The following is a 20,364-nucleotide window of genomic DNA, read 5'->3' as shown; positions in this document are numbered from 1 at the left end:
GGGCTGCCGCGGGTCATCCGGTGCGCCCGCAGCACCAACCTCGGAGATTTTCGCGACACGCCGCTCATGGCCCCCGAACCGGCGTTTCCCGAAAATCTCCGCGATTACGTGACGACGGATGCCTGTCAGCGAGCCCTCGTTCCACGAGCGCTCGCACGGCGAATCCTTCCTCCACCTCGTCGCGACACGGTCCCGCTACCCGGGCTTGTGGATCCTCGACGAGCCGGAGTCGGCCCTCTCCTCCACCGGTTCTCTCGCCCTGATCCGCCACCAGCAGGACATCCTGGACGCGGGCGGATCCCAGGTCATCCTCTTGACGCACTCCCCGATCCTGGCGTCGCTCCCGGGCGCCGCCATCTACGAGGTCGGGCCCTGGGGTTACCGCCCGTGCGCCTGGGAAGACCTTGACCTGGTGCGCGACTGGCGCTCCTTCCTGGAGGCCCCGGAGCGCTACCTGCGGCACCTGTTCTGACCCGGGGCAACCGATGACCACCGGCCGCGACCGGCACCCGATCTCACCAACGGCCGGGCCTCAGTTCTGCAGGATTGTGGTGACGTACGCCACCGTGTCGGCCGGGCTGACCCCCAGCTCCCGCAGCCGTTCGACATAGGTCTTTGCCGCGCCGAGCGCCTGCTGTTCGACCGAGTCCGGTGCGGCCTTGACGAAGGAACCGGCCCTGCCGCGGGTCTCGATGAACCCCCCCGCCTCGAGTTCCTTGTAGGCACGCGCCACGGTGTTCGGCGCGAGCACCAGGTCAGCGGCGAGCCTGCGCACCGTGGGCAGGCGTGTTCCCGCGACCATGGCCCCGCTCCGGATGTGCGCAATGACCTGCACGCGCAGCTGGTCGAATGGCGGTGTCGCCGAGCGCGGGTCGATGCGGAGAATCACTGCGGGCCGACCGGGCGCGAACCGGCATCCGCGTGGAGGGTTCGCCGAAAGTGACGCCGTGACGAGGTGAGAACGGATGCGGCGGCACCCGCGCCCAGCACGACCAGCCCGAACAGGTTGAACGCCTCCACGGAGGCTACGCCGCCACCGATTCCCGGTCGCACCGCCATCGCGATCTCCTGAAGGCCGAAGAAGACACCAAAAGCACCGAGGAGGAACGCGGCGGCGACCAGATCCAGGATCGCGGCCGAGCGCATCGCATCGTCCCAGGCCAGCTCCTGCTCCGACGCCATGGTCTGGGGACGCGCGACGACGATGCGACCGCCGATTTCGAAGGCCGCGAGCACCGCCACGGCCAGCCCGGCCACGACGACCGCCACGCTGAAGGACTGCGGGAAGACGGAGAGCTGCAGCTTCCAAAAAACAGGCAGCAGTACCAGCACACCGACGACCGCCAGGTTGAGGAATACGGTGCCACGAACGCCGACGCGTTCCCACCGCGGAACGTAATCGGCCAAGCGGGTGCGCCGCCCATGGGCAACCCGCTCACCCTCGCCGGTCCTCGCCACCTCGCCGGCCACGGCTGCGATCGCGCCACCCAGCACCCCGACGATCACGAAACCGCCAAGCAGGAACACGGTGGCCGGACCACTGCGGTCCGCCCCGATGAAGTACACGAGGAAAATCGAGACGATCACGCCGAGGAATCCGCCGCCGGAGAAGCCCCGTACTCTCCGCACCTGGGCCGCCAAGACCATCGGATGCGAGGCGTGCGGCAGGCCGAGCCCGGCGACCGTTGACGCGTGGGCGACGAGCCGACGCTGCACGGCGGGAACATGGGTCAAGACCCACAGCAGCACGCACGACCCCACGAGCAGACCGGCTACCGTCCACGTGGACACGGCGACGTGGAAGATCATGTTGGACCAGACGTCACCGAGCATCAGATCCCCTTTTTGTGTTCTTAGTTTTGTATCATCTTATCAATACAAGCATGAATACACAACAGGGTTCCCGGCGTGCTGCCGTTCTATCGCCGCGCCATATGAGCTCGGAGCTCGACCTACGTCCACGGTCACCTCGCGGATCGTGCCGGTGAACCAGTACGGTCTCGGGTATGCCGGCGTCACCGGGGAGTCCGGGTCGGCGTTCCCTTGCCCGCCTTCAGGTCGGGCGGTCCGTTCGGCAGGATGTCAGGGCAGGAGACGGTATGGAGTTCGCCCACCACGGAATTGTGCACGAAATACGTCGCCGTCCTCGACATCGAACGAGTAACCTGCGGCCGGGCACGCGCCCCCGGCTCGGCTCGGCTCGGTTCAGCGGGCCAGCATATCCGGCAGCAGCGGCGAGAAGATCACGACGAAAGCCAGCACATTCAGGGCCACCGTGCCCCAGAACGCCTGCCGAAAACCGGCCTTCTTGGTTTTGTGCCGCAGCACCTGCTGCGCCACGATCGCGCCCGGCCAGCCGCCGGCGAATCCGAGCAGCAGCAGGGTGTTCTCCGGCACCCGCCAGCGCGCAGCGACCGCTGCGGTCTTGTCCATGGCGTAGGCGACGAAGCAGGCGAGGCTGACGGCCAGGTAGAACGCGGCCACCCAGATCGAGACCGGTCGGTAGGCGTCGACGACGAGGTAGATCGACGTGAAGGCGACGATGGCGAGGTAGGCGACGGCTCCCGAACCGGTGCGGGCGGGCATCCGTCGCCGCGTGCCGGTCTGCCTCTTGCGTGGGGACTGCCGCCTGGGCTTGGTCTGTCTCATCTGTGTCTTCTCGCGGCAGCAGCTCAGTCGAGGAAGTCGCGAACGACGGTGTCGAGGGCCGCGACCGTCAACGCGATCGAGCCGATGTCGATGCGCTCGTCGTTGCCGTGGAACAGCTGCCGGAAGGTGCCGTAGTCCCAGTGCCGGCCGAGCAGCGCGAAACCGTAGGCAGGGACGCCGCGGCGGCGGTAGAACCGCGCATCGGAGCCGCCGACGCTGAGCACCGGGAGCAGGTCGGCGTCGGGGTAGGCCCGGCGCACGGCCTTGCCGAGCGAGTGGAACAGCGGCGTGTCGACCGCGGACCGGGTGGCCGCGGCGAATTCGTCGCCCTCGATCGTGACCTCGTCGGCCAGGTCGCCGAGCGCCTCCCGCAGGTAGGCGTCGACGTCGGCGGCTGACAGGTCGGGCAGCACCCGGATATCGAGGGTGATCGTGGCGAGCGCGGGGATGACGTTGTCCTTCACCCCGGCCCGCACGATGTTGGGCGAGATGGTGGTGTGGGTGGATGCGTGCGCGAACCCGGCCAGGCTGCCGAGCTCGTTCAGGGCGCCGTCGATCCGGTGCGGGTCGAGCAGGCGCGCGGCAAGGTCGGGTTCCAGGTCGAGGGCCTGCACATATCGGCGCCAGTCGGCGGTGATCTGCACCGGGGCGCGGTAGCGGGCCAAGCGCCCCACGGCATCCGCCGCGATCACCGCGGCGTTGCGCGCGCCCCACGGGGCCGACCCATGGCCGGGGGTGCCGCGCACGGAAAGGCGCCGCCCGGCGATACCTTTTTCGCCGACGGCCGTCGAGATCAGCGGCCGCGGCCCGACCATGGCCCCGCCGGACTCGGTGAGCACGGCGTCCGCGTCGATCAGATCGAGCCGGTGCTCGGTGAGCCATTCCACGCCGAAGTGGCTGCCGTCTTCCTCGTCGGCAACCGCGGCGAAGATGAGGTCGCCGCGCGGCCGGAACGGTCCGGTCGCAATGGCCCGGGTGACGACCGCGTAACTGGCGGTCAGGTAGAGCATGTCGAGGGCGCCGCGTCCCCAGATCTCGCCGTCGATGATCTCGGCGCCGAAGGGGTCGCGGCTCCAGCCGCCGTCGTCGACCGGCACCACGTCGAGGTGGCCGACCAGGGCGAGCGTGGGCGCCGTGGGATCGGTGCCCCGGATTCGAGCGATCAGGGAGGCGCGGCCCGGATGCGGTTCGACCACCTCGAGGTCGAGTCCCGACCCGGCGAAGAACCCCTCGAGCGTACGCACGCTGCGAATCTCGCCGCCCGAATCGGGAGTGCCGTCGTTGACGCAGGCGTTGCGGATGAGGTCGCGCAGCAGGTCCACCGTCTGGCGGGTCAGGGCTTCATGGTCGCTCATGCGCACGCTGGACGGAGATGGTGCGCGACAGTCGATTCCATGGTGGCGGCCAGTCCTTTTGTAAAGTGCCTGAACTCTACCGGGTGAGATCGGCCGCGGCGCACGCCTGGGCGGCGGCCGCCCGGGAAACCGCGTAGCGGATGTGAACCCGGAGCGGTGAGCCGACGGGAATTTTCGGATGCTGGAACTCGGCGGTCGCGGTCATCCCGAGTCGTTCCATCACGGCCCGCGACGGTTCGTTGATGACCGCCGTGATCGCCTGCACCTGTTCGAGATCGAGCCGCCCAAAAGCGACATCGAGGGCCGCCCGGGCGGCTTCGGTGGCGTAGCCCTGGCCCCAGAAGGAGCGGGCCAGCCGCCAGCAGACCTCGAGCCCGCCGGGTCCGGGGATGAACGCGGGCACGGGAGCGAGCCCGGTGAAGCCGATGAAGTCGCCCGTCGACTGTTTCTCGAGCGCCCAGAGTCCGTAGCCGTGCGTCTCGAAGAGCCGGTCGGCCCGGCCGGCGAGCTCGTCGCTCTGGGTCCGGGTCAGCCGAGACGGGAAGTACCGCATCACCTCCGGGTCCTCCCCCATCGCGGCGAACGGCGCCAGGTCTGACTCACGCCAACGGCGCAGCAGGAGGCGGGCGGTGCGGGTCTCGAGCGGCATCCGTCCAGACTAGTGACCCGGACCCCTGCGGGTGGTCAGGGAATCCAGTTGAACTGGTCCGGGTCGGGGCCGGTGCGCTCGTCGCGGTTCAACGCTGTGATCGCAGCCAGGTCGTCGGCAGTCAATTCGAAGTCGAAGAGCGCGAAGTTCTCCTCGACCCGGCTGCGGGTGACGGACTTCGGGAACACGATGTCGCCACGCTGCAGGTGCCAGCGCAGGGTGACCTGAGCGGCAGAGCGGCCCAGGCGGCCGGCGATGGCCGTGATCACGGGGTCGCCGAGCACCCTGCCCTGTGCGATGGGCGACCACGCTTCGGTCACGATGCCGTGCTGCGTGTTGAACGCGCGCACGTTGTCCTGGGTCAGGTACGGGTGCACCTCGATCTGGTTGACGGCCGGCACTGTGCCGGTCTCGTCGAGGAGACGCCGCAGGTGCTGCGGCTGGAAGTTGGAGACGCCGATGGTCTTCACCCGCCCGGAGGCGTGCATCTCCTCCAACGCCTTCCAGGTCTCGACGAAGTCTCCGACGGCCGGCAGCGGCCAGTGGATCAGGAAGAGGTCGAGGTAGTCGAAGCCGAGGGTCTCGAGCGTCTGCTCGAAGGCGGCCAGGGCATCAGTTCGGGAGTGGAAGCCGTTGTTGAGCTTGCTCGTGACGAAGACGTCAGTCCGATCCAGGCCGGATTCGCGCACGGCCTCGCCGACGCCCTGCTCGTTGCCGTACATCTCGGCGGTGTCGATGTGGCGGTAGCCCACCTCGAGGGCGGCGAGCGTCGACCGCCTGGTGTCGGCCGGCTCAATCTGGTACACGCCGAACCCGAGCTGCGGGATCGTCTCTCCGTTGTTGAGGGTGATGCGGGGAATGGATGTCGTCGGTGCTGCGGTCATGTCGTAGAGCTCCTTTTGTCGACGAGGCGCACGGAGAAGACTGCGCGCCCCACCCTGACCTAAACGGCGCACGGTGAAGCGAATTCCCGTTCAGGGCCGATCGACAGGCTCGAGACCCGGCGGGCGCCGGCGAGGTGCTGGACGACCTCGACCTGACCATCAGGGGTGTCGTCGATGATCTGCAGCCCGCGGCAGATGCCCAGCCAGCCAGCCGCCGTGACAGTGGGCAACAGTGATACTCCTGCCTGGGCGGTGGACGGGCCTGTGTCGCCGTCCTATGCTCGACCTGGGAACGCCCGAGTGTCGATGGTGGTGTGAGGATGGGGTCCATGCGGTCACGGTGGTTGATTCCGGTCGCGGTTGCGGCGGTTCTGAGCTTTGCGATGTCCAGCGCGTCGGCGCCCACGGCGGCTTGGGCGCAAAACCCGGTCGACTTCGGCGCCAGCCACATCGTCGACACGGTCGACGCCGTCACCGCCCGCGCCGACGAGGTCACGGCCGCGTTCGACGAGCTCTATTCCGAGACCGGAGCCGACCTCTTCGTGGCCTATGTCGACAGTTTCACAGGGGTCGAGGACCGCGAGCAGTGGGCCGACCAGACGGCTGACAACAACGGCCTCGGCACCAACGACGTGCTGCTGGCCGTAGCGACGGATGACCGCCAGTACCAACTTTCCGTGGCCCCCGACTCCGCCCTGACGGATGCCCAGCTCCAGGAGATCGAGACCGTCGCCATCGAGCCGGCTCTGCGCCAGAACGACTGGGCCGGCGCCGCGATCGCCGCAGCCGAGGGTTTCTCCGCGGCTCTGCGGGGCGAGCCGGTCTCGGCCGGCGAGATCACCCCCGGGGACGAAAGCCCCGGCGGCGGTGCCGGCGGGTTTCTCATCGTCGTGTTCGTGATCATCGCCGTGCTGGTGCTTCTGGTCGCCGGAGCGGTCATCCTGCTCGCCCGACGCGGGCGGGGGCGTGCCCTGCCAGCCGGAGCCGGAGCGCCGACCGGGCTACAGTCCCTGCCGACGCCCGAGCTCAAGCGGCGCGCCTCGAGTACCCTCGTGCAGACCGACGACGCGATCCGTTCCAGTGAGCAGGAGCTCGGCTTCGCGATCGCCCAGTACGGCACGGAGGTCACCACCGCCTTCCGGGCCGCGCTCGAAACGGCGCAGAAGCAGCTCAGCCAGGCGTTCACCCTGCAGCAGAAGCTCGACGACGCCGAACCCGACTCCGAAGAGCAGGCGCGCGCCTGGCACGCCGCGATCATCGACCTCTGCAGCCAGGCCAACCTCACCCTCGATGCGCAGGCCGACGACTTCGACGAACTGCGCCAGCTGGAGAAGAACGCGCCTGAGGTCGCCGCTGCCGTGTCCCAGGGCGCCGAGGCCGTGCGGGCCCGGCTCGCCGGCAGCGAGGAGAGCCTGGCGGCCCTGGCCGCCCGGTACACCGACGTGGCGCTCGGCACGGTTGCCGACAACCCGGCCGAGGCCCGCGAGCGTCTCGCCTTCACGGAGACCGCTCTGGCCCGGGCCACCACCCGGCTGGGTGCCGGCGATACGGCGGCCGCGGCCGTGGACATCCGTGCGGCCGAGGTATCGGTCGACCAGGCGCGGTTGCTCCTGGACGCCGTGGACCGCCTGGGCACCGACCTCGCCGGCGCGACCCGGCAGATGGCGGCCACGGTCGCCGAGCTGCAGACCGATCTGGTGACCGCGCGCGGCCTGCCCACGTCGACCGAGGCCGCCGCCGCGTTGCCGGGAGTGATCAGCCAGACCGAACAGACCCTCGCCGAGGTGCGCGCTCGCTCCGCGGCCGGCCGGATCAACCCGCTCGAGGTGATGGCGATGCTCGACGCCGCCAACACCGCGATGGATGCCGCGCTGCAGGGCGTGCGGGACGCCGAGGCGCACGTCCAGCGCGCCCGGGCCACCCTCAACCAGAACCTGCTCGCCGCGCGCGGGCAGGTGTCGGCCGCGGAAGACTTCATCAGCACCCGGCGCGGGGCGGTGGGCGCGGAGGCGCGCACCCGGGTCGCCGAGGCCGGCAGGGTTCTCGTGGAGGCCGAATCGCTGGCCGCCACCGACCCGGGTGCCGCTCTCGCCGCCTCGCAACGGGCCAACTCCCTGGCCGCGGCCTCCATCGCCGGCGCCCGGAACGACGTCGACGGGTTCGCCGGCCAGGTTCCGGGCGGCCACGGTCCCGGCTACCGAGCCGGCGGTAGCGGCGGGAACGGGGTCATGGGGGCCGTGCTCGGCGGCATCCTGATCAACACAATCCTCTCCGGCGGCGGGGGTGGCATGTTCAGTGGCGGTGGCGGCGGCCGGCGCGGCGGCGGCTTCGGCATGCCCGGCGGCTTCGGCGGTGCCGGTTCCCGCTCACGCCGGGGCGGGGGCGGGCGGTTCTAGAAACCGGCGCCGTCGCAGCCGTCGCAGCCGTTTCAGCCGTTTCAGCCGTCGCAGCCGTCGCAGCCTGCACGGCGGTCCACACGTCTTGACCAGCACAAACCGACACACTGGAGGTCAGCCGATGCTCCGGAACTCGAAAGGACACCGCACAATGACGAAACAGTCCATCTTTGGCCGTATCTCCCAGTTGGCGAAAGCGAACATCAACGCGCTTCTGGACTCCGCCGAGGACCCGCAGAAGATGCTCGACCAGATGGTTCGCGACTACACCAACAGCATCGCCGACGCGGAGAGCGCGATCGCCGAGACGATCGGCAATCTGCGCCTGCTCGAGGACGACTACCGGGAAGACGTCGAGGCCGCGACCGAGTGGGGTGGCAAGGCCCTGGCCGCGAGCCGCAAGGCCGACCAGCTGCGCACCGCCGGAAACGCGGCCGACGCCGACCGTTTCGACAACCTCGCCAAGGTCGCCCTCGGCCGTCAGATGCAGTCGGAGAAAGAGGCGAAGCTGGCCGAGCCTCAGATTGCCTCGCAGACGGCCGTCGTGGCCCAGCTCAAGGACGGCCTCAACAAGATGAAGGAGAAGCTGAACCAGCTCTCCGCCAAGCGCAGCGAACTGATCGCCCGGTCGAAGACCGCCGAGGCGCAGACCAAGGTGATGGATGCCGTCAAGAGCATCGACCTGATGGACCCCACCAGCGAGGTCAGCCGCTTCGAGGACAAGATCCGCCGCGAGGAGGCCCGCGTTCGGGGCGCCAGCGAGCTGGCCGCGTCGAGCCTGGACGCCCAGTTCGAGAGCCTCGAGGACCTCGGCGAGCTCACCGAGGTCGACGCCCGCCTCGCCGCGCTCAAATCCGGCGGCGCCGACTCCATCACGCAGTAGCCCTCAGCCTCCAGCGCAGCCGGGCGCCGACGGGAACATCCCGTCGGCGCCCGGCGTTGTCCCTAGCATGACAACTCTCGGAATCATCGGCGCCGGCAACATCGGCAGTCAGCTCGCACGACTCGGCGTGGCCAACGGATACGACGTGGTCGTGAGCAATTCGCGTGGCCCCGAAACCCTCACTGATCTGATCGGCGAGCTCGGCCCGCACTCCCGCGCCGCGACCCCCGCCGAGGCCGCCGCGGCCGGCGACCTCGTGGTCGTGACCATCCCGCTGAACCAGATCCACACCCTGCCCACGACGGAGCTGGCCGGCAAGCTCGTGATCGATACGAACAACTACTACCCGCAGCGCGACGGCGACATCGCCGCACTCGACGACGAGAGCACCACCACGGCCGAGCTGCTCCGTGATCGCCTGCCGGAGTCCACGATCGTGAAGGCGTTCAACCACATCTATGCCGCCGATCTCACCGAGCACGGTCAGCCGGCCGGGTCCGTCAACCGGCGCGCCCTGGTCATCGCCAGCGACGACGCCCCCGCCGCCGCTACCGTGACCGCACTGCTGGACCGCTTCGGCTACGACACCGTCAACGTCGGCGCGCTCAGCGAGGGCTGGCGCATCCAGCGGGACACCCCCGGCTACGGCCCGCGCTTGAACGCGGCCGAGTTGCGGGACGCGACGGACGCCGCTGCGCGCTACCGCGACCAATAGGCGCTGCGCGTAGATCGGCCCGATCCAGCACGAAAATTCCGCGCGCGGGGAAGCTCTGGGAGCATACTGAAGTATGGCTCCCTCCTTCGTTGTCGTGCCACAGTGGCAGGGTTCGGTTTCTCCGCGCGCGATGCGCCTGAGTGACGGGGCGGAGGCGATCCGAGGTGATCTTCCCTACTCCGTCACCCGTGAAGTGCCGGTGCCGGTCGAGGCCGGCGATTCTCTCGACACCGGCATCGACCGCTTCTCCACCCTGATGATGGTGCGCGAACGCCTCACGGCTGCACTGCACGGCGGCGCTGGCCCGGTGGTCACGATCGGCGGCGACAACGGGGTGTCCCTGGCGGCCGTCGAGCATGCGTCGCGGCAGCATCCTGATGACCTGGCCGTGGTCTGGCTCGACGCCCACCCCGACCTGCACACCCCCGACACCTCACCGTCCGGAGGTTTCACGGGGATGGTGCTGCGCGCCATCACCGGCGAGGGTGCCGACGGCCTGACCCTCGACCCGGGTGAGCGCGTTCCTCTGGAACGCGTCGTGATCGGCGGCGCGCGCGCCATCGACCCGGCCGAGGACGCCCTGATCCAGGACCGCGGAATAGTGAGTCTTCCGGTCGAGGACCTCGACCCTCCCGACGCGCTCGTCGCGGCCCTGCGCGCCACGGGCGTGGGCACCTTCTACCTACACCTCGACCTGGACGTGCTCGACCCGTCGGCGCTGGCCGGCCTGGCCGACCTCTACCCGTTCGGGCTGAGCGTCGACACCCTGAACCGGCTGATCACCGCCCTGCGCGCCGAATTCGAACTGGCCGGCGCCACCATCGCCGGCTTCGCCCCGGCCTCGCCGGAGGCCGCCACCGACGACCTGCCGAGCATCCTGCGCATCATCGGCGCGCTGACCCGACCTGCTCAGCCATAGCATGGGACCGACGCGCCAGCGTCACGAGGCCAAGGGAGGCATCCGTGAACGAGCAGCACTCCGTTTCCGATCCGTCGAGGATCATCACCGAGAGGCGCGGGCACGTGCTGCTGATCGGGTTCAACCGTCCGGAGAAGCGCAACGCCGCCGATCTGGCGCTGCTGACGCAGTTGGCCCTCGCCTACGGTGAACTCGACCGCGACCCTGAGCTGCGGGTCGGCCTCGTCTACGCGGTCGGCGACCACTTCACTGCCGGCCTCGACCTGGCCGACATCGGCCCCCGACTTGGCCCCGACGGCCTCGACATGGTGCCGCCCGGCGGCATCCATCCGTGGCAGGTCGACGGGCCAAGCGTGTCCAAGCCCGTGGTGATGGCCGTGCAGGGCACCTGCCTCACTCTCGGCATCGAGCTGATGCTCGCGAGCGACATCTCCGTGGCGTCAGAGTCCACCCGATTCGGCCAGATCGAGGTGGCGCGCGGCATCCTGCCGTTCGGCGGCGCGACCATCCGCTTCCCGCGCGCGGCCGGCTGGGGCAACGCCATGCGCTGGATGCTCACCGGCGACATGTTCGACGCCCGCGAGGCCCACCGCATCGGGCTCGTGCAGGAGGTCGTGCCGGACGGCACCCAGTTCGAGCGCGCGCTGGAATTGGCCGAGCGGATCGCCGCCCAGGCCCCGCTGGCCGTGCAGGCCACGCTGGCCAACGCCCGCACGGCCGCGCGGGAGGGTGCCGCGGCCGCCGAGGCGGGGCTGCAGCCGGCCCTGGCCCGCCTGGCCGCGACCGAAGATTCCCGCATCGGCATGGAGGCATTCGTCAGCCGCCGGCCGGCTACTTTCGTGGGTCGTTAGGCTGGCATCACCACCTCATTGGAACTACAGCACCACTCATCTGCACCACTGACCAAAGGAGAGACGGATGTCTGCCGCCGCCAGCACCACCCCACCTGACCCTTCCGCCAAGAGCTACGACGTCATCGTGATCGGCGCCGGCGCGGCGGGTGAGAATGTCGCCGACCGCACGACGCAGGCAGGCCTCCGCACCGTGATCGTCGAGGCCGAGCTGGTCGGCGGCGAGTGCTCCTACTGGGCCTGCATGCCGTCGAAGGCGCTCCTGCGCAGCGGAGCGGCCCTCGCCGCAGCCCGGCGCGTCGGCGGTGCGGCCGAGGCCGTGACCGGCGACCTGGACATCGCGGCCGTTCTGCGCCGCCGCGACTCCTTCACGAGCAATTGGTCCGACGAGGGCCAGGTGCGCTGGCTGGAGAAGACCGGGATCACCCTGGTGCGCGGCCACGCCCGCCTCACCGGCGTGCGGGAGGTGACCGTGACCGCTGACGACGGCACCACGACCGTACTGGTCGCGGCGCACGCCGTGGTCGTCAGCACCGGGTCGGCGGCGCTGCTGCCCGATATTCCCGGTTTGGCAGCCGTGTCGCCGTGGACCAGCCGCGAGGCCACCAGCGCCCCCGGAATCCCGGACAGTCTGGCGATCATCGGCGGCGGCGTGGTCGCCGCCGAGATGGCCACCGCCTACGCCGGGCTCGGCGCCGAGGTCACGATGATCGTTCGGAGCGATTTGCTCGGCGGTCAGGAGCCCTTCGCCGGTGAACTCGTGCTCGCGGCCCTCCGCGGGGCGGGCGTCACCGTGCTGACCGGGGTGTCGACCACCGAGGCGGCCCGCACCGCCGACGGCGATGTGACCCTCACCCTCTCCAACGGCAGCGGGGTCACCGCGACCGAGGTACTCGTGGCCACCGGCCGGGTTCCCCGCAGCGCGGATGTCGGGCTCGAGACCGTGGGCCTCACACCGGGCGACTGGCTCGAGGTCGACGACACCCTGCTGGTGCGGGGCACCGCGCCGGACCTGACCGGGGACTGGCTGTATGCCGTCGGCGACATCAACCACCGGGCCCTCCTCACCCACCAGGGCAAGTACCAGGCCCGCGCGGCCGGTGACGTGATCGCGGCCCGGGCCGCCGGCAGGCCCGTCGACGACGCCCCGTGGGGATCGCACGTCGCCACAGCCGACCATGCCGCCGTGCCGCAGGTCACCTTCACCGACCCCGAAGTGGCATCTGTGGGACTGACCCAGGCTGCTGCCGAGAAGGCCGGGTTCCGCACCCGGGTACTGGACTACAACTTGGGCCAGGTGGCCGGGGCATCCGTGCACGCCGACGGCTACACCGGGTCGGCGCGCGCGATCGTGGACCTCGACCGTGAGGTTCTGATCGGGGTCACCTTCGTGGGGCCGGATGTCGCGGAGCTGCTGCACGCGGCGACCATCGCCGTGGTCGGCGAGGTGCCGATCCGCAGGCTGTGGCACGCGGTGCCGAGCTACCCCACCCTGAGCGAGGTCTGGCTGCGGCTGCTCGAGGAGTACGGTCGCCCGTAGCCGCGCTTTCGCCCTCGCGGCGCACCCGGTGGAGGCTGGCGCACTTTCCAACCCGCGCCACCTTCCACCACCTGCCCCGCGCCACCTCCGCCGTGAGTCGATCATGGGAAACCCAGGCTTCTATCGTGGGGGCCACCTACGCTGGAGGAGTGCGCCGCATCTTCTTCGACTCCCCCATCAGCCGGGCCGGCTACCTGTACGCCACCACGGTCGGCGTGATCTGGGGTTCCATCTGGAGCACGGGCAAGGTCGAGCGCCGAGGCGGCCTCATCGTTTTTCGCGGCATGCCCTCCTGGGCATTCGGACGCGGCGGAGCCTGTGTCGGCGGCTGCTACCTGACCAACCAGAACGTGTCGATGGCCATCCTCGAACACGAGGCCGTGCACAAACATCAGTGGCAGCGCTTCGGGATGGTTTTCCCGCTGCTCTACCTGGCGGCCGGCCGCAATCCGCTGCAGAACCGCTTCGAGATCGAGGCCGGCCTCAAAAAGGGCGGCTATGTCAAATAACCCGGAGGACCCAGAATGACCGCACGCACCATCGTGATCACCGGCGCCAGCGACGGGATCGGCGCCGCCGCCGCCCGCGCCCTCAGCCAGTCCGGCGACCGAGTCGTGATCGTGGGCCGCTCGCCAGCCAAGACCGCCGCTGTCGCCGAGGCGCTGGGTGCCGACTTCCTCGTGGCCGACTTCGCCTGCCTCGACGAGGTGCGCACCCTTGCCGCCGAGCTGCAGGAGCACTATCCGCGCATCGACGTGCTCGCCAACAACGCCGGCGGCATTATGGGCGACCGCGTAACCACCGTTGACGGCTATGAGAAGACCTTCCAGGTCAACCACCTGGCTCCCTTTCTGCTCACCACGCTGTTGATGGACCGACTCGTCGCCAGTCGGGCCCGGGTGATCAACACGTCCAGCGCCGCCAACCAGCTCTTCGGCAAGATCGACCTCGACGATCTGCAGGGCGAGACGAAGTATTCCGCGAACAAGGCGTACGGCGACGGCAAGCTCGCGAACATCCTCTTCACCAGGGAACTCCACCGCCGCTACAGCGACGAGGGACTCACCACTGCAGCCTTCCACCCCGGCGTGGTGGCAACGAGCTTCTCCACCGGGTCGACGACCCTCATGCGCCTCATTTACCAGACTCCGCTCAAACGCCTGCTGCTCGGCGCTGAACAGGGAGCCGACACCCTGGTCTGGCTGGCCACCGCGACGCCGGGCACCGACTGGGCATCGGGCGAGTACTACGAGAAACGCCGCATCCAGAAGGCGAACAAGCAGGCCTACGACTCTCAGCTGGCCGCCGCCCTCTGGGAGCAGAGTTCCGCGCTGGTCGCCGCGCACTCGGCGCCTCTGGCCTCCTAGCCGGATCCTCCTGGCCGGAGCCTCCTGGACGAGGCTTCTGGTGTCGAACGAATTCGACGGAGATTTTGCTTCGAAACGGCTTTCTCGCGCTGTTTTGGGCCGATTCGGCCAAAATTCTCCGTCGAATTCGTTCGGGGTTCGGGTCGCGGTGCGGAACTCCAAACGGGAGAAACTCCGGCTGCGCACCGAGCTCGCCACGGCTCCGGTCGATGGGCCTTGCCGCCCTGCGTCCTGCCTCCGCGGGTCAGGGCGGCCAAGCGCGCGCGTGTGGCCAACTCAGGACATCCGTCACCCGCAGTTACCAACCGGTGCGAAGCAGTGCAGGATCAGCACGGATGTCCGGAGGGCCCGGACGGATCTCCTGAGTTGGCCACACGACGAGCCGGACGTGCCGCGGCACCTGTAGATTCGGGCGCCCACCCTGAGCTCCCTTATGGCCGAACCGGTGCAGCTCGGGGCCGGTGAAAGTGGACCGGGTGAATGGGGACGACAGCCGGAGCACGTGCGCAACCTTGACCGCGAATGGCCGGCAGCTCGCGCGGGGGCGGCTGGCGCCGGGCGCATCCGTCGAGGTGAGCATGTCCCACGTATGAAATGCCTGACCTAACGAGAATCCACCCGTTCACGGTGGCAGATCGGGCCGGTGGCGCGCATGATGGTCTGGGGGCGTCGCGGTCCCCAGTGAATGTCACCGAGTGAATGAACCGAGTGAATGTCACCCAAGTGGAGGAACAGCATGAGCTACGCACACACCGTCACGGTCAATGTCTCGTTCGACGAAGCGGTCCGGATGGCCCGGGAAGCACTGGCCGACCAGGGATTCGGCATACTGACCGAAATCGACATACAGTCCACCTTCGCCGCCAAGCTCGGCCAGGAGGCCGCCGACGCCGTCGGCGACTACCTGATTCTCGGTGCCTGCAATCCCGCCCTGGCCCAGCGGGCCGTAACCGCCGACCCGGGCATCGGCGCCCTGCTCCCCTGCAACGTGGTCGTGCGCCGCCACGCGGGGGCCGGTGAAACCACCGTGGAAGCCCTCGACCCGGCCATCATGGCGCAGCTCAGCACGAAACCGGAGATCGAGCAGGTCTCCATCGAAGCGGATGCCCGGCTGCGCGCAGCCCTCGCGGCCGTGCTCGCCGGCGCAACGCAGTAGCCAACGCGCAGCGCTGGATGCGCAGGTCCACCGGGCGCCGCGCTCCGCGCTCCGCTTGCCGCTGACTCAGCTCGCGAGCGCATCGACACGACAACGCCCGACCTCGAAAAGGCCGGGCGTTGTCGTGAACGGATTCTGCGGGTGCAGCGCTGCTGCTACGGGGCGGCGTACCCGGCTGCGGCCTCGGCCAGCAGGTCGGCCTCGGCCCAGGTCGCGAGGTTCGCGCGCAGCTTCACGCCGAGGTCGGCGTCGACGCTGGTCCAGTACGCGATAGCTCGCTCGGTCACTTCGGGACGTTCCACCCCGCTGATGGCACCGGTGATGGTGTCGAGGAAGCGCGCCTTGGCGTCATCGTCGTAGACCTCGCGGTACAGCGTCCCGGCCTGGCCGAAGTCGCTGTCCTCGCTGCGCAGCTGCGCGGCGGCGCGCACGAGTTCGCCGTCGTTCTCCCAGCTTCCGTCGGTTGCCGCCTGCGGGTCGGCCACCGGGCCGCCCAGCGAGTTCGGAGCGTAGTTCGGGACATCCGTCGCGTTGAAGTGATAGCGAGCGGCGCCATCCTGCGAGTAGTTGTTCACGGGAGCCTTCGCGGCGTTCACCGGCAGCTGGTTGAAGTTCGTGCCGACACGGTATCGCTGGGCGTCCGGGTAGGAGAAGATGCGCGCCATCAGCATCTTGTCAGGACTCGCCGCGATGCCGGGCACGAAGTTCGCCGGGGAGAACGCGGCCTGCTCGATCTCAGCGAAGAAGTTCTCCGGGTTGCGGTTCAGGGTGTGCGTGCCGACCTTGACCAGCGGGTAGTCTGCGTGCGGCCACACCTTGGTGATGTCGAACGGGTTGAACCGGTAGGCCTTGGCGTCGTCGTACGGCATGATCTGCACCGAGACGTCCCAAGACGGGAAGTTTCCGGCATCGATGGCGTCGAAGAGGTCGCGACGGTAGTAGTCGGCGTCGGCCCCCGCGATGAGCTCAGCCTCCGAGCCCTCCATCTCGATGTTGCCCTGGTTGGAGGTGAAGTGGTACTTGACCCAGAAGCGCTCACCGGCGGCGTTGATCCACTGGTAGGTGTGCGAGCCGAAGCCGGGCATCTCGCGCCAGGAGCGCGGCAGGCCGCGGTCGCCCATCAGGTAGGTCACCTGGTGCGCGGACTCCGGGGAGAGGGTCCAGAAGTCCCACTGCATGGTCGCGTCGCGCAGGCCGGAGCCTGGCAGGCGCTTCTGCGAGTGGATGAAGTCGGGGAACTTGATGCCGTCGCGGATGAAGAACACCGGTGTGTTGTTGCCGACGATGTCGTAGTTGCCCTCGGAGGTGTAGAACTTCACCGAGAAGCCGCGCACGTCGCGCCAGGTGTCGGGGCTGCCCTGCTCACCGGCAACGCTGGAGAAGCGCTGCAGCGTCTCGGTGGTCGTTCCGGGCGCGAAGACGGCGGCGCGGGTGTACGCGGAGACGTCTCCGGTCACCTCGAAGACGCCGTGCGCTCCGCCGCCCTTGGCGTGCACGATGCGCTCCGGAATGCGCTCGCGGTTGAACTGGGCGAGCTTCTCGACCAGGTAGACGTCGTGCAGGGCAGTGACTCCCTGGGTTCCAACGGTCAGGGAGTGCTCGTCGCTGACGACGGGCGTTCCCGTCTGCGTGGTGGTGGACTTGATTGTCATTGTGCTCCTTCGTTCGACAGCGGTGCAGGTGTGGAAAGCGCGGTAAGTGTGGCGGTCTGGCAGTCGGGGCAGAGGCCCCAGTAGGTGACCTCGGCGGTTTGCACGGTAAATCCGGAGGTGTTCGAGGGCGTCAGGCAGGGGGACTCACCCACGGCGCAGTCGACGTCGTGCACCGCGCTGCACCGGGTGCAGACGATGTGGTGGTGGTTGTCGCCGACCCGGCGTTCGAAGAGAGCCGGGGAGCCGGCCGGCTCGATCTTGCGGGCGATCCCCGCGCCGGTGAAGGCCGCGAGCACACCATATACCGCCTGCAGTGAGGTGCCCGGCAGCTCGGCTCGAACCGTGGCGTAGAGCCGCTCCGCGGTCGAGTGCGGGGCCTGGTCGAGAACACGCAGCACCGCCAAGCGGGGCCCGGTGACCTTGAGCCCAGACGCACGGATGCTGTCGGCGAGCAGACCGGAAGCCTCAACCGCCCGCACCCGCCCTGTTTCCGTCATGCGCCCCACGCTAACAGTTGTTTTGAATTACTCAAAACAATGGCGACCACCGGGCGTGGCGCACGCGGGCTGCTGGGCGCGGATCACCGGCTCAGGACGGCGAGCCGAGTGCCGATTGGTAAACGTCGACGACCCGGGCCAGGAAGGCCTCGATGACCTCTCGTTCCTCATCAGAGAGATCCTGGGTGAGCGCCGCCACTCCCCCGATCACCGGAAGCAGTTGCTGGAACGCCCGCGAAACCGACTCCTGAGCCGGCACCACGACCACCTTGCGCCGATCCGACGAGTGCGGATGGCGCTGGGCGTGACCGAGGGCCACGAGCCGGTCGACCACGAGAGTGGTTGCCGCCGTGGAGATGTCCAGGCAGCGGGACAGCTCGCCCGGGGTCAGCGACCCCTCCCGGATCAGGTGCTCCATCGCGGACAGGTCGGTGGCGTTCACCTCGAGCGCCTGCCCGACCTGGCGCTCGAAGGCGCGGGACAGGTGCACGATGTCGTGCAGCTGGAACCCGATCCGGTCCGAAACCGGCAGACTGGAATCCCGACTTTCGCCGCTCCCCGGCGCGCCGACTACCCCGGCCGCGGAGCCGGGAGCGAACTTGCGACGCTCTTCCATAGGAGCCATACTATTACGAAGATTGCTAGGACGCCTAGCAATCAGGCTTCTTGGAGGAATTTTGCTCGCGATTCAGCGGATCATCACCGGTCGACTCACGGCCTGGATCGTACTGATCGCGACGATTGTCGCCGTCGGTCTGCTCTTCTCCCTCCTCCCCTCCGACGATTCCGAGGAGTTTCCCACCTCCGGGCTGCCCACATCCAGCCAGGCCGCACAGGTCGACGCTCTCCTCGCCGAGTTCCCCTCCGCCGAGCAGACCTCCGCGATCGTGGTCTGGACCCGGGAGGGTGCCGACCTGACCCGGGCCGACATCGCAGCCATCGCCGAACGCGGCACCGCCCTCGCCGAGGAGTCGATCGTGCCGCAGGCCACCATGCCGCGGTTCAGCGATGACGGGCAGGCCGCGATCAGCATCGTTCCGCTGGACGCGGACGAGGCCGATGCCGACATCGGCGGGGCGGCCACCGGCATCCGTGACGCCGCGTCCGACGCACTGCCGAGCGGTCTGAACGCCTTCGTCACCGGCGCCGTCGGCTTTCAGTCCGACATCACCAACGCCTTCGTTGGTGCCGACTTCCGGCTGCTGCTCGTCACCGTGATCGTCGTCGCCGTGCTTCTGATCGTCACCTACCGCAGTCCCGTGCTCTGGATCGTTCCGCTCGTCGTCGTCGGCATCGCGGACGGCCTGTCCGGGGTCGTCGTCGGCGCCCTGGCCGAGCCGTTCGGCATCACCCTCGACCCCTCCGTCGCCGGCATCCAGTCCGTGCTGGTCTTCGGCGCTGGCACCAATTACGCCCTGCTGCTCGTGGCCCGCTATCGCGAGGAGTTACTCCGCACCGAGAACCGCAACGACGCCATGCTGGCCGCGGTGCGCGGTGCCGGCCCGGCCATCGCCGCCAGTGGCGGCACGGTCGCGCTCAGCCTGCTCACCCTGCTGTTCGCCGAGCTGTCCGGCAACCGCGCGCTCGGTTTCGCCTGCGCTATCGGTGTCGTCATCGCCATCATCTTCGCGCTGGTCGTGCTGCCGGCTGCCCTTGTGGTCTGCGGCCGCGGCCTGTTCTGGCCGTTCATCCCCCGCTTCGTGCCGGGCGCCGGTGCCGAGCTGCGTCCCGGCTTCTGGACCCACCTCGGTCGGGGCGTGCAGCGCCGTCCGATCGTAGTCACCGCGGCATCCGTCGCCGCGATCGGCGCCCTCAGCCTGGGCCTGATCGGCGCCTCCGTGGGGCTGTCGCAGGCCGACCAACTCCTCGGCAAGCCCGAATCGGTGCAGGCGCAGGCCATCGTGAAGGAATCCTTCTCGGCCGGCTTGACCAGCCAGACCATCGTGCTGGTACCGGATGCCGCGGCCGCCGAGGCCACGACGCTTGCCACCGACACGCCCGGCGTCGAGTCCGTGATGCCCGGCGAGAGCGCGAACGGCCTGACCCGGCTGAACCTCTCCCTGTCCAGCGAGCCGGGCAGCGACGAAACCTTCTCCGTCATCGACACACTGCGCGGCACCTATGCCGACACCTCGGGCGACGTGTCCGAGGCGCTGGTCGGCGGCAGCGACGCCACGGCGTTCGACAACAAGACGAGCGCCCAGGCCGACCAGGCCCTGATCATCCCGATGATCCTGGCGATCGTGTTCTCCATCCTCGCCCTGCTCCTGCGCTCCCTGGTGGCACCCGTTCTGCTGATCCTCAGCGTGCTGGCGACGTACTTCGCCAGCCTCGGTGCCTCCAACTGGATCTTCCAGAACCTGATGGGCTTCCCCGCCTTCAACACCAACGTGGTGCTGTTCGCGTTCCTCTTCCTGGTGGCCCTCGGGGTGGACTACAACATCTTCCTCACCACCCGAGCCCGGGAAGAGAGCATCCGGTTCGGCACGAAGGAGGGCATGGTGCGCGCCCTGTCGTCGACGGGCGCGGTCATCACGAGCGCCGGCATCCTGATCGCGGCGGTCTTCGCCGTGCTGGGCGTGCTGCCAGTCGTGGCTCTCACCCAGATCGGCGTCATCGTCTGCATCGGCGTGCTGCTCGACACGCTCGTGGTGCGCACCCTCGTGGTGCCGGCGCTGGTGTTCCTCACCGGCGACAGGTTCTGGTGGCCGTCCCGTCCGGCCGCAAAGGCCCCGCTGGTCTAGCGCACCGCGGTCGAGAATCCGTGTCGAACCCCGAACGAATTCGACGGAGATTTTGCTCTAGACCGCGTGTTCAGGCTCAAAAACCGGTGCTTGACCCAAAATCTCCG

Annotated in this window: 21 protein-coding genes; 11 read left to right on the top strand and 10 right to left on the bottom strand. The window is 69.0% G+C overall.

Annotated features, from left to right (window positions below; translation table 11 throughout):
* Positions 1–118 precede the first annotated feature (118 nt).
* A complete protein-coding gene (locus tag E3N94_RS00395) occupies positions 119–472 on the top strand; it encodes a hypothetical protein (RefSeq protein WP_134343243.1) in 354 nt (117 codons plus the stop codon).
* A gap of 60 nt (positions 473–532) precedes the next feature.
* On the opposite strand, the gene E3N94_RS00390 is transcribed toward E3N94_RS00395, so the two are convergent.
* The 7 genes from E3N94_RS00390 to E3N94_RS16335 all read right to left on the bottom strand — a co-directional run bounded on the left by E3N94_RS00390 (position 533) and on the right by E3N94_RS16335 (position 5,767).
* Positions 533–889 (bottom strand): GntR family transcriptional regulator, encoded by a 357-nt coding sequence (locus E3N94_RS00390; RefSeq protein ID WP_134373574.1) that lies wholly within the window; start codon positions 887–889, stop codon positions 533–535.
* Positions 886–1,833, bottom strand: coding sequence for a hypothetical protein (locus E3N94_RS00385; RefSeq protein WP_134401741.1), 948 nt, complete (start codon positions 1,831–1,833; stop codon positions 886–888). Before E3N94_RS00385 ends, E3N94_RS00390 begins: the two co-directional genes overlap by 4 nt.
* A gap of 372 nt (positions 1,834–2,205) precedes the next feature.
* Complete coding sequence (locus E3N94_RS00380) at positions 2,206–2,649, bottom strand: DUF1294 domain-containing protein (protein ID WP_134415369.1); 444 nt, start codon at positions 2,647–2,649, stop codon at positions 2,206–2,208.
* Between the two features lie 23 nt (positions 2,650–2,672).
* Positions 2,673–4,004 carry a M20/M25/M40 family metallo-hydrolase gene (locus tag E3N94_RS00375; RefSeq protein ID WP_134343245.1) on the bottom strand — a complete coding sequence of 444 codons (1,332 nt, stop codon included), beginning with the start codon at positions 4,002–4,004 and terminating at the stop codon, positions 2,673–2,675.
* Positions 4,005–4,080: 76 nt separating this feature from the next.
* A complete protein-coding gene (locus E3N94_RS00370; protein WP_134569589.1) occupies positions 4,081–4,653 on the bottom strand; it encodes a GNAT family N-acetyltransferase in 573 nt (190 codons plus the stop codon).
* A gap of 35 nt (positions 4,654–4,688) precedes the next feature.
* Positions 4,689–5,537, bottom strand: coding sequence for an aldo/keto reductase (locus E3N94_RS00365; protein WP_134343246.1), 849 nt, complete (start codon positions 5,535–5,537; stop codon positions 4,689–4,691).
* Positions 5,538–5,596: 59 nt separating this feature from the next.
* A complete protein-coding gene (locus tag E3N94_RS16335) occupies positions 5,597–5,767 on the bottom strand; it encodes a hypothetical protein (protein WP_166784753.1) in 171 nt (56 codons plus the stop codon).
* 99 nt (positions 5,768–5,866) lie between these two features.
* Between E3N94_RS16335 and E3N94_RS00360 the strand changes: the two genes are divergently transcribed.
* From E3N94_RS00360 to E3N94_RS00320, 9 genes are all read left to right on the top strand, one after another.
* Complete coding sequence (locus tag E3N94_RS00360) at positions 5,867–7,933, top strand: TPM domain-containing protein (protein WP_134343247.1); 2,067 nt, start codon at positions 5,867–5,869, stop codon at positions 7,931–7,933.
* 151 nt (positions 7,934–8,084) lie between these two features.
* Positions 8,085–8,816 (top strand): PspA/IM30 family protein, encoded by a 732-nt coding sequence (locus tag E3N94_RS00355; protein ID WP_134415367.1) that lies wholly within the window; start codon positions 8,085–8,087, stop codon positions 8,814–8,816.
* 67 nt (positions 8,817–8,883) lie between these two features.
* The gene (locus tag E3N94_RS00350) at positions 8,884–9,531 is read left to right on the top strand and encodes an NAD(P)-binding domain-containing protein (RefSeq protein WP_134415366.1); all 648 of its coding nucleotides are present in this window, start codon (positions 8,884–8,886) and stop codon (positions 9,529–9,531) included.
* Positions 9,532–9,604: 73 nt separating this feature from the next.
* Entirely contained in the window at positions 9,605–10,450 is an 846-nt protein-coding gene (locus E3N94_RS00345) for an arginase family protein (RefSeq protein ID WP_104099674.1), read from the top strand.
* Between the two features lie 44 nt (positions 10,451–10,494).
* Complete coding sequence (locus E3N94_RS00340) at positions 10,495–11,301, top strand: crotonase/enoyl-CoA hydratase family protein (protein WP_233191189.1); 807 nt, start codon at positions 10,495–10,497, stop codon at positions 11,299–11,301.
* Positions 11,302–11,368: 67 nt separating this feature from the next.
* The gene (locus tag E3N94_RS00335; protein WP_134373584.1) at positions 11,369–12,841 is read left to right on the top strand and encodes an NAD(P)/FAD-dependent oxidoreductase; all 1,473 of its coding nucleotides are present in this window, start codon (positions 11,369–11,371) and stop codon (positions 12,839–12,841) included.
* Positions 12,842–12,966: 125 nt separating this feature from the next.
* Complete coding sequence (locus tag E3N94_RS00330; RefSeq protein ID WP_134343251.1) at positions 12,967–13,350, top strand: Fe-S oxidoreductase; 384 nt, start codon at positions 12,967–12,969, stop codon at positions 13,348–13,350.
* Positions 13,351–13,365: 15 nt separating this feature from the next.
* The gene (locus tag E3N94_RS00325) at positions 13,366–14,208 is read left to right on the top strand and encodes an SDR family NAD(P)-dependent oxidoreductase (RefSeq protein WP_104099671.1); all 843 of its coding nucleotides are present in this window, start codon (positions 13,366–13,368) and stop codon (positions 14,206–14,208) included.
* Positions 14,209–14,944: 736 nt separating this feature from the next.
* Positions 14,945–15,364: a DUF302 domain-containing protein gene (locus E3N94_RS00320; protein ID WP_104099150.1), complete on the top strand. Its 420-nt coding sequence runs from the start codon at positions 14,945–14,947 to the stop codon at positions 15,362–15,364.
* A 155-nt stretch (positions 15,365–15,519) separates the two neighbouring features.
* Here E3N94_RS00320 and E3N94_RS00315 read toward each other — a convergent pair whose 3' ends face one another.
* The 3 genes from E3N94_RS00315 to E3N94_RS00305 form a co-directional block, all read right to left on the bottom strand.
* Complete coding sequence (locus tag E3N94_RS00315) at positions 15,520–17,016, bottom strand: catalase (protein ID WP_134401746.1); 1,497 nt, start codon at positions 17,014–17,016, stop codon at positions 15,520–15,522.
* Positions 17,013–17,513: a Fur family transcriptional regulator gene (locus E3N94_RS00310; protein WP_134401747.1), complete on the bottom strand. Its 501-nt coding sequence runs from the start codon at positions 17,511–17,513 to the stop codon at positions 17,013–17,015. Before E3N94_RS00310 ends, E3N94_RS00315 begins: the two co-directional genes overlap by 4 nt.
* Before the next feature lie 91 nt (positions 17,514–17,604).
* Positions 17,605–18,129, bottom strand: coding sequence for a MarR family transcriptional regulator (locus E3N94_RS00305; RefSeq protein ID WP_166790019.1), 525 nt, complete (start codon positions 18,127–18,129; stop codon positions 17,605–17,607).
* Positions 18,130–18,190: 61 nt separating this feature from the next.
* On the opposite strand from E3N94_RS00305, the gene E3N94_RS00300 reads away from it, so the two are divergent.
* Positions 18,191–20,257: an MMPL family transporter gene (locus tag E3N94_RS00300; RefSeq protein ID WP_134569588.1), complete on the top strand. Its 2,067-nt coding sequence runs from the start codon at positions 18,191–18,193 to the stop codon at positions 20,255–20,257.
* Positions 20,258–20,364: the final 107 nt, after the last annotated feature.

Source organism: Cryobacterium sp. Sr3 (genome assembly GCF_004402835.1).
GTDB classification, from domain to species: Bacteria; Actinomycetota; Actinomycetes; order Actinomycetales; family Microbacteriaceae; genus Cryobacterium; species Cryobacterium sandaracinum.
This window is presented reverse-complemented; position numbering and strand designations above follow the sequence as displayed.

Excerpts from the sequence above, each read along its gene's own strand:
- E3N94_RS00325 (WP_104099671.1), top strand. The coding sequence starts at position 13,366 with ATGACCGCACGCACCATCGTGATCACCGGCGCCAGCGACGGGATCGGC.
- E3N94_RS00350 (WP_134415366.1), top strand. The coding sequence starts at position 8,884 with ATGACAACTCTCGGAATCATCGGCGCCGGCAACATCGGCAGTCAGCTC.
- E3N94_RS00370 (WP_134569589.1), bottom strand. The coding sequence starts at position 4,653 with ATGCCGCTCGAGACCCGCACCGCCCGCCTCCTGCTGCGCCGTTGGCGT.
- E3N94_RS00365 (WP_134343246.1), bottom strand. The coding sequence starts at position 5,537 with ATGACCGCAGCACCGACGACATCCATTCCCCGCATCACCCTCAACAAC.
- E3N94_RS00310 (WP_134401747.1), bottom strand. The coding sequence starts at position 17,513 with ATGACGGAAACAGGGCGGGTGCGGGCGGTTGAGGCTTCCGGTCTGCTC.
- E3N94_RS00315 (WP_134401746.1), bottom strand. The coding sequence starts at position 17,016 with ATGACAATCAAGTCCACCACCACGCAGACGGGAACGCCCGTCGTCAGC.
- E3N94_RS00355 (WP_134415367.1), top strand. The coding sequence starts at position 8,085 with ATGACGAAACAGTCCATCTTTGGCCGTATCTCCCAGTTGGCGAAAGCG.
- E3N94_RS00320 (WP_104099150.1), top strand. The coding sequence starts at position 14,945 with ATGAGCTACGCACACACCGTCACGGTCAATGTCTCGTTCGACGAAGCG.
- E3N94_RS00360 (WP_134343247.1), top strand. The coding sequence starts at position 5,867 with ATGCGGTCACGGTGGTTGATTCCGGTCGCGGTTGCGGCGGTTCTGAGC.
- E3N94_RS00335 (WP_134373584.1), top strand. The coding sequence starts at position 11,369 with ATGTCTGCCGCCGCCAGCACCACCCCACCTGACCCTTCCGCCAAGAGC.
- E3N94_RS00385 (WP_134401741.1), bottom strand. The coding sequence starts at position 1,833 with ATGCTCGGTGACGTCTGGTCCAACATGATCTTCCACGTCGCCGTGTCC.
- E3N94_RS00380 (WP_134415369.1), bottom strand. The coding sequence starts at position 2,649 with ATGAGACAGACCAAGCCCAGGCGGCAGTCCCCACGCAAGAGGCAGACC.
- E3N94_RS00375 (WP_134343245.1), bottom strand. The coding sequence starts at position 4,004 with ATGAGCGACCATGAAGCCCTGACCCGCCAGACGGTGGACCTGCTGCGC.
- E3N94_RS00305 (WP_166790019.1), bottom strand. The coding sequence starts at position 18,129 with ATGGAAGAGCGTCGCAAGTTCGCTCCCGGCTCCGCGGCCGGGGTAGTC.
- E3N94_RS00345 (WP_104099674.1), top strand. The coding sequence starts at position 9,605 with ATGGCTCCCTCCTTCGTTGTCGTGCCACAGTGGCAGGGTTCGGTTTCT.
- E3N94_RS00395 (WP_134343243.1), top strand. The coding sequence starts at position 119 with ATGCCTGTCAGCGAGCCCTCGTTCCACGAGCGCTCGCACGGCGAATCC.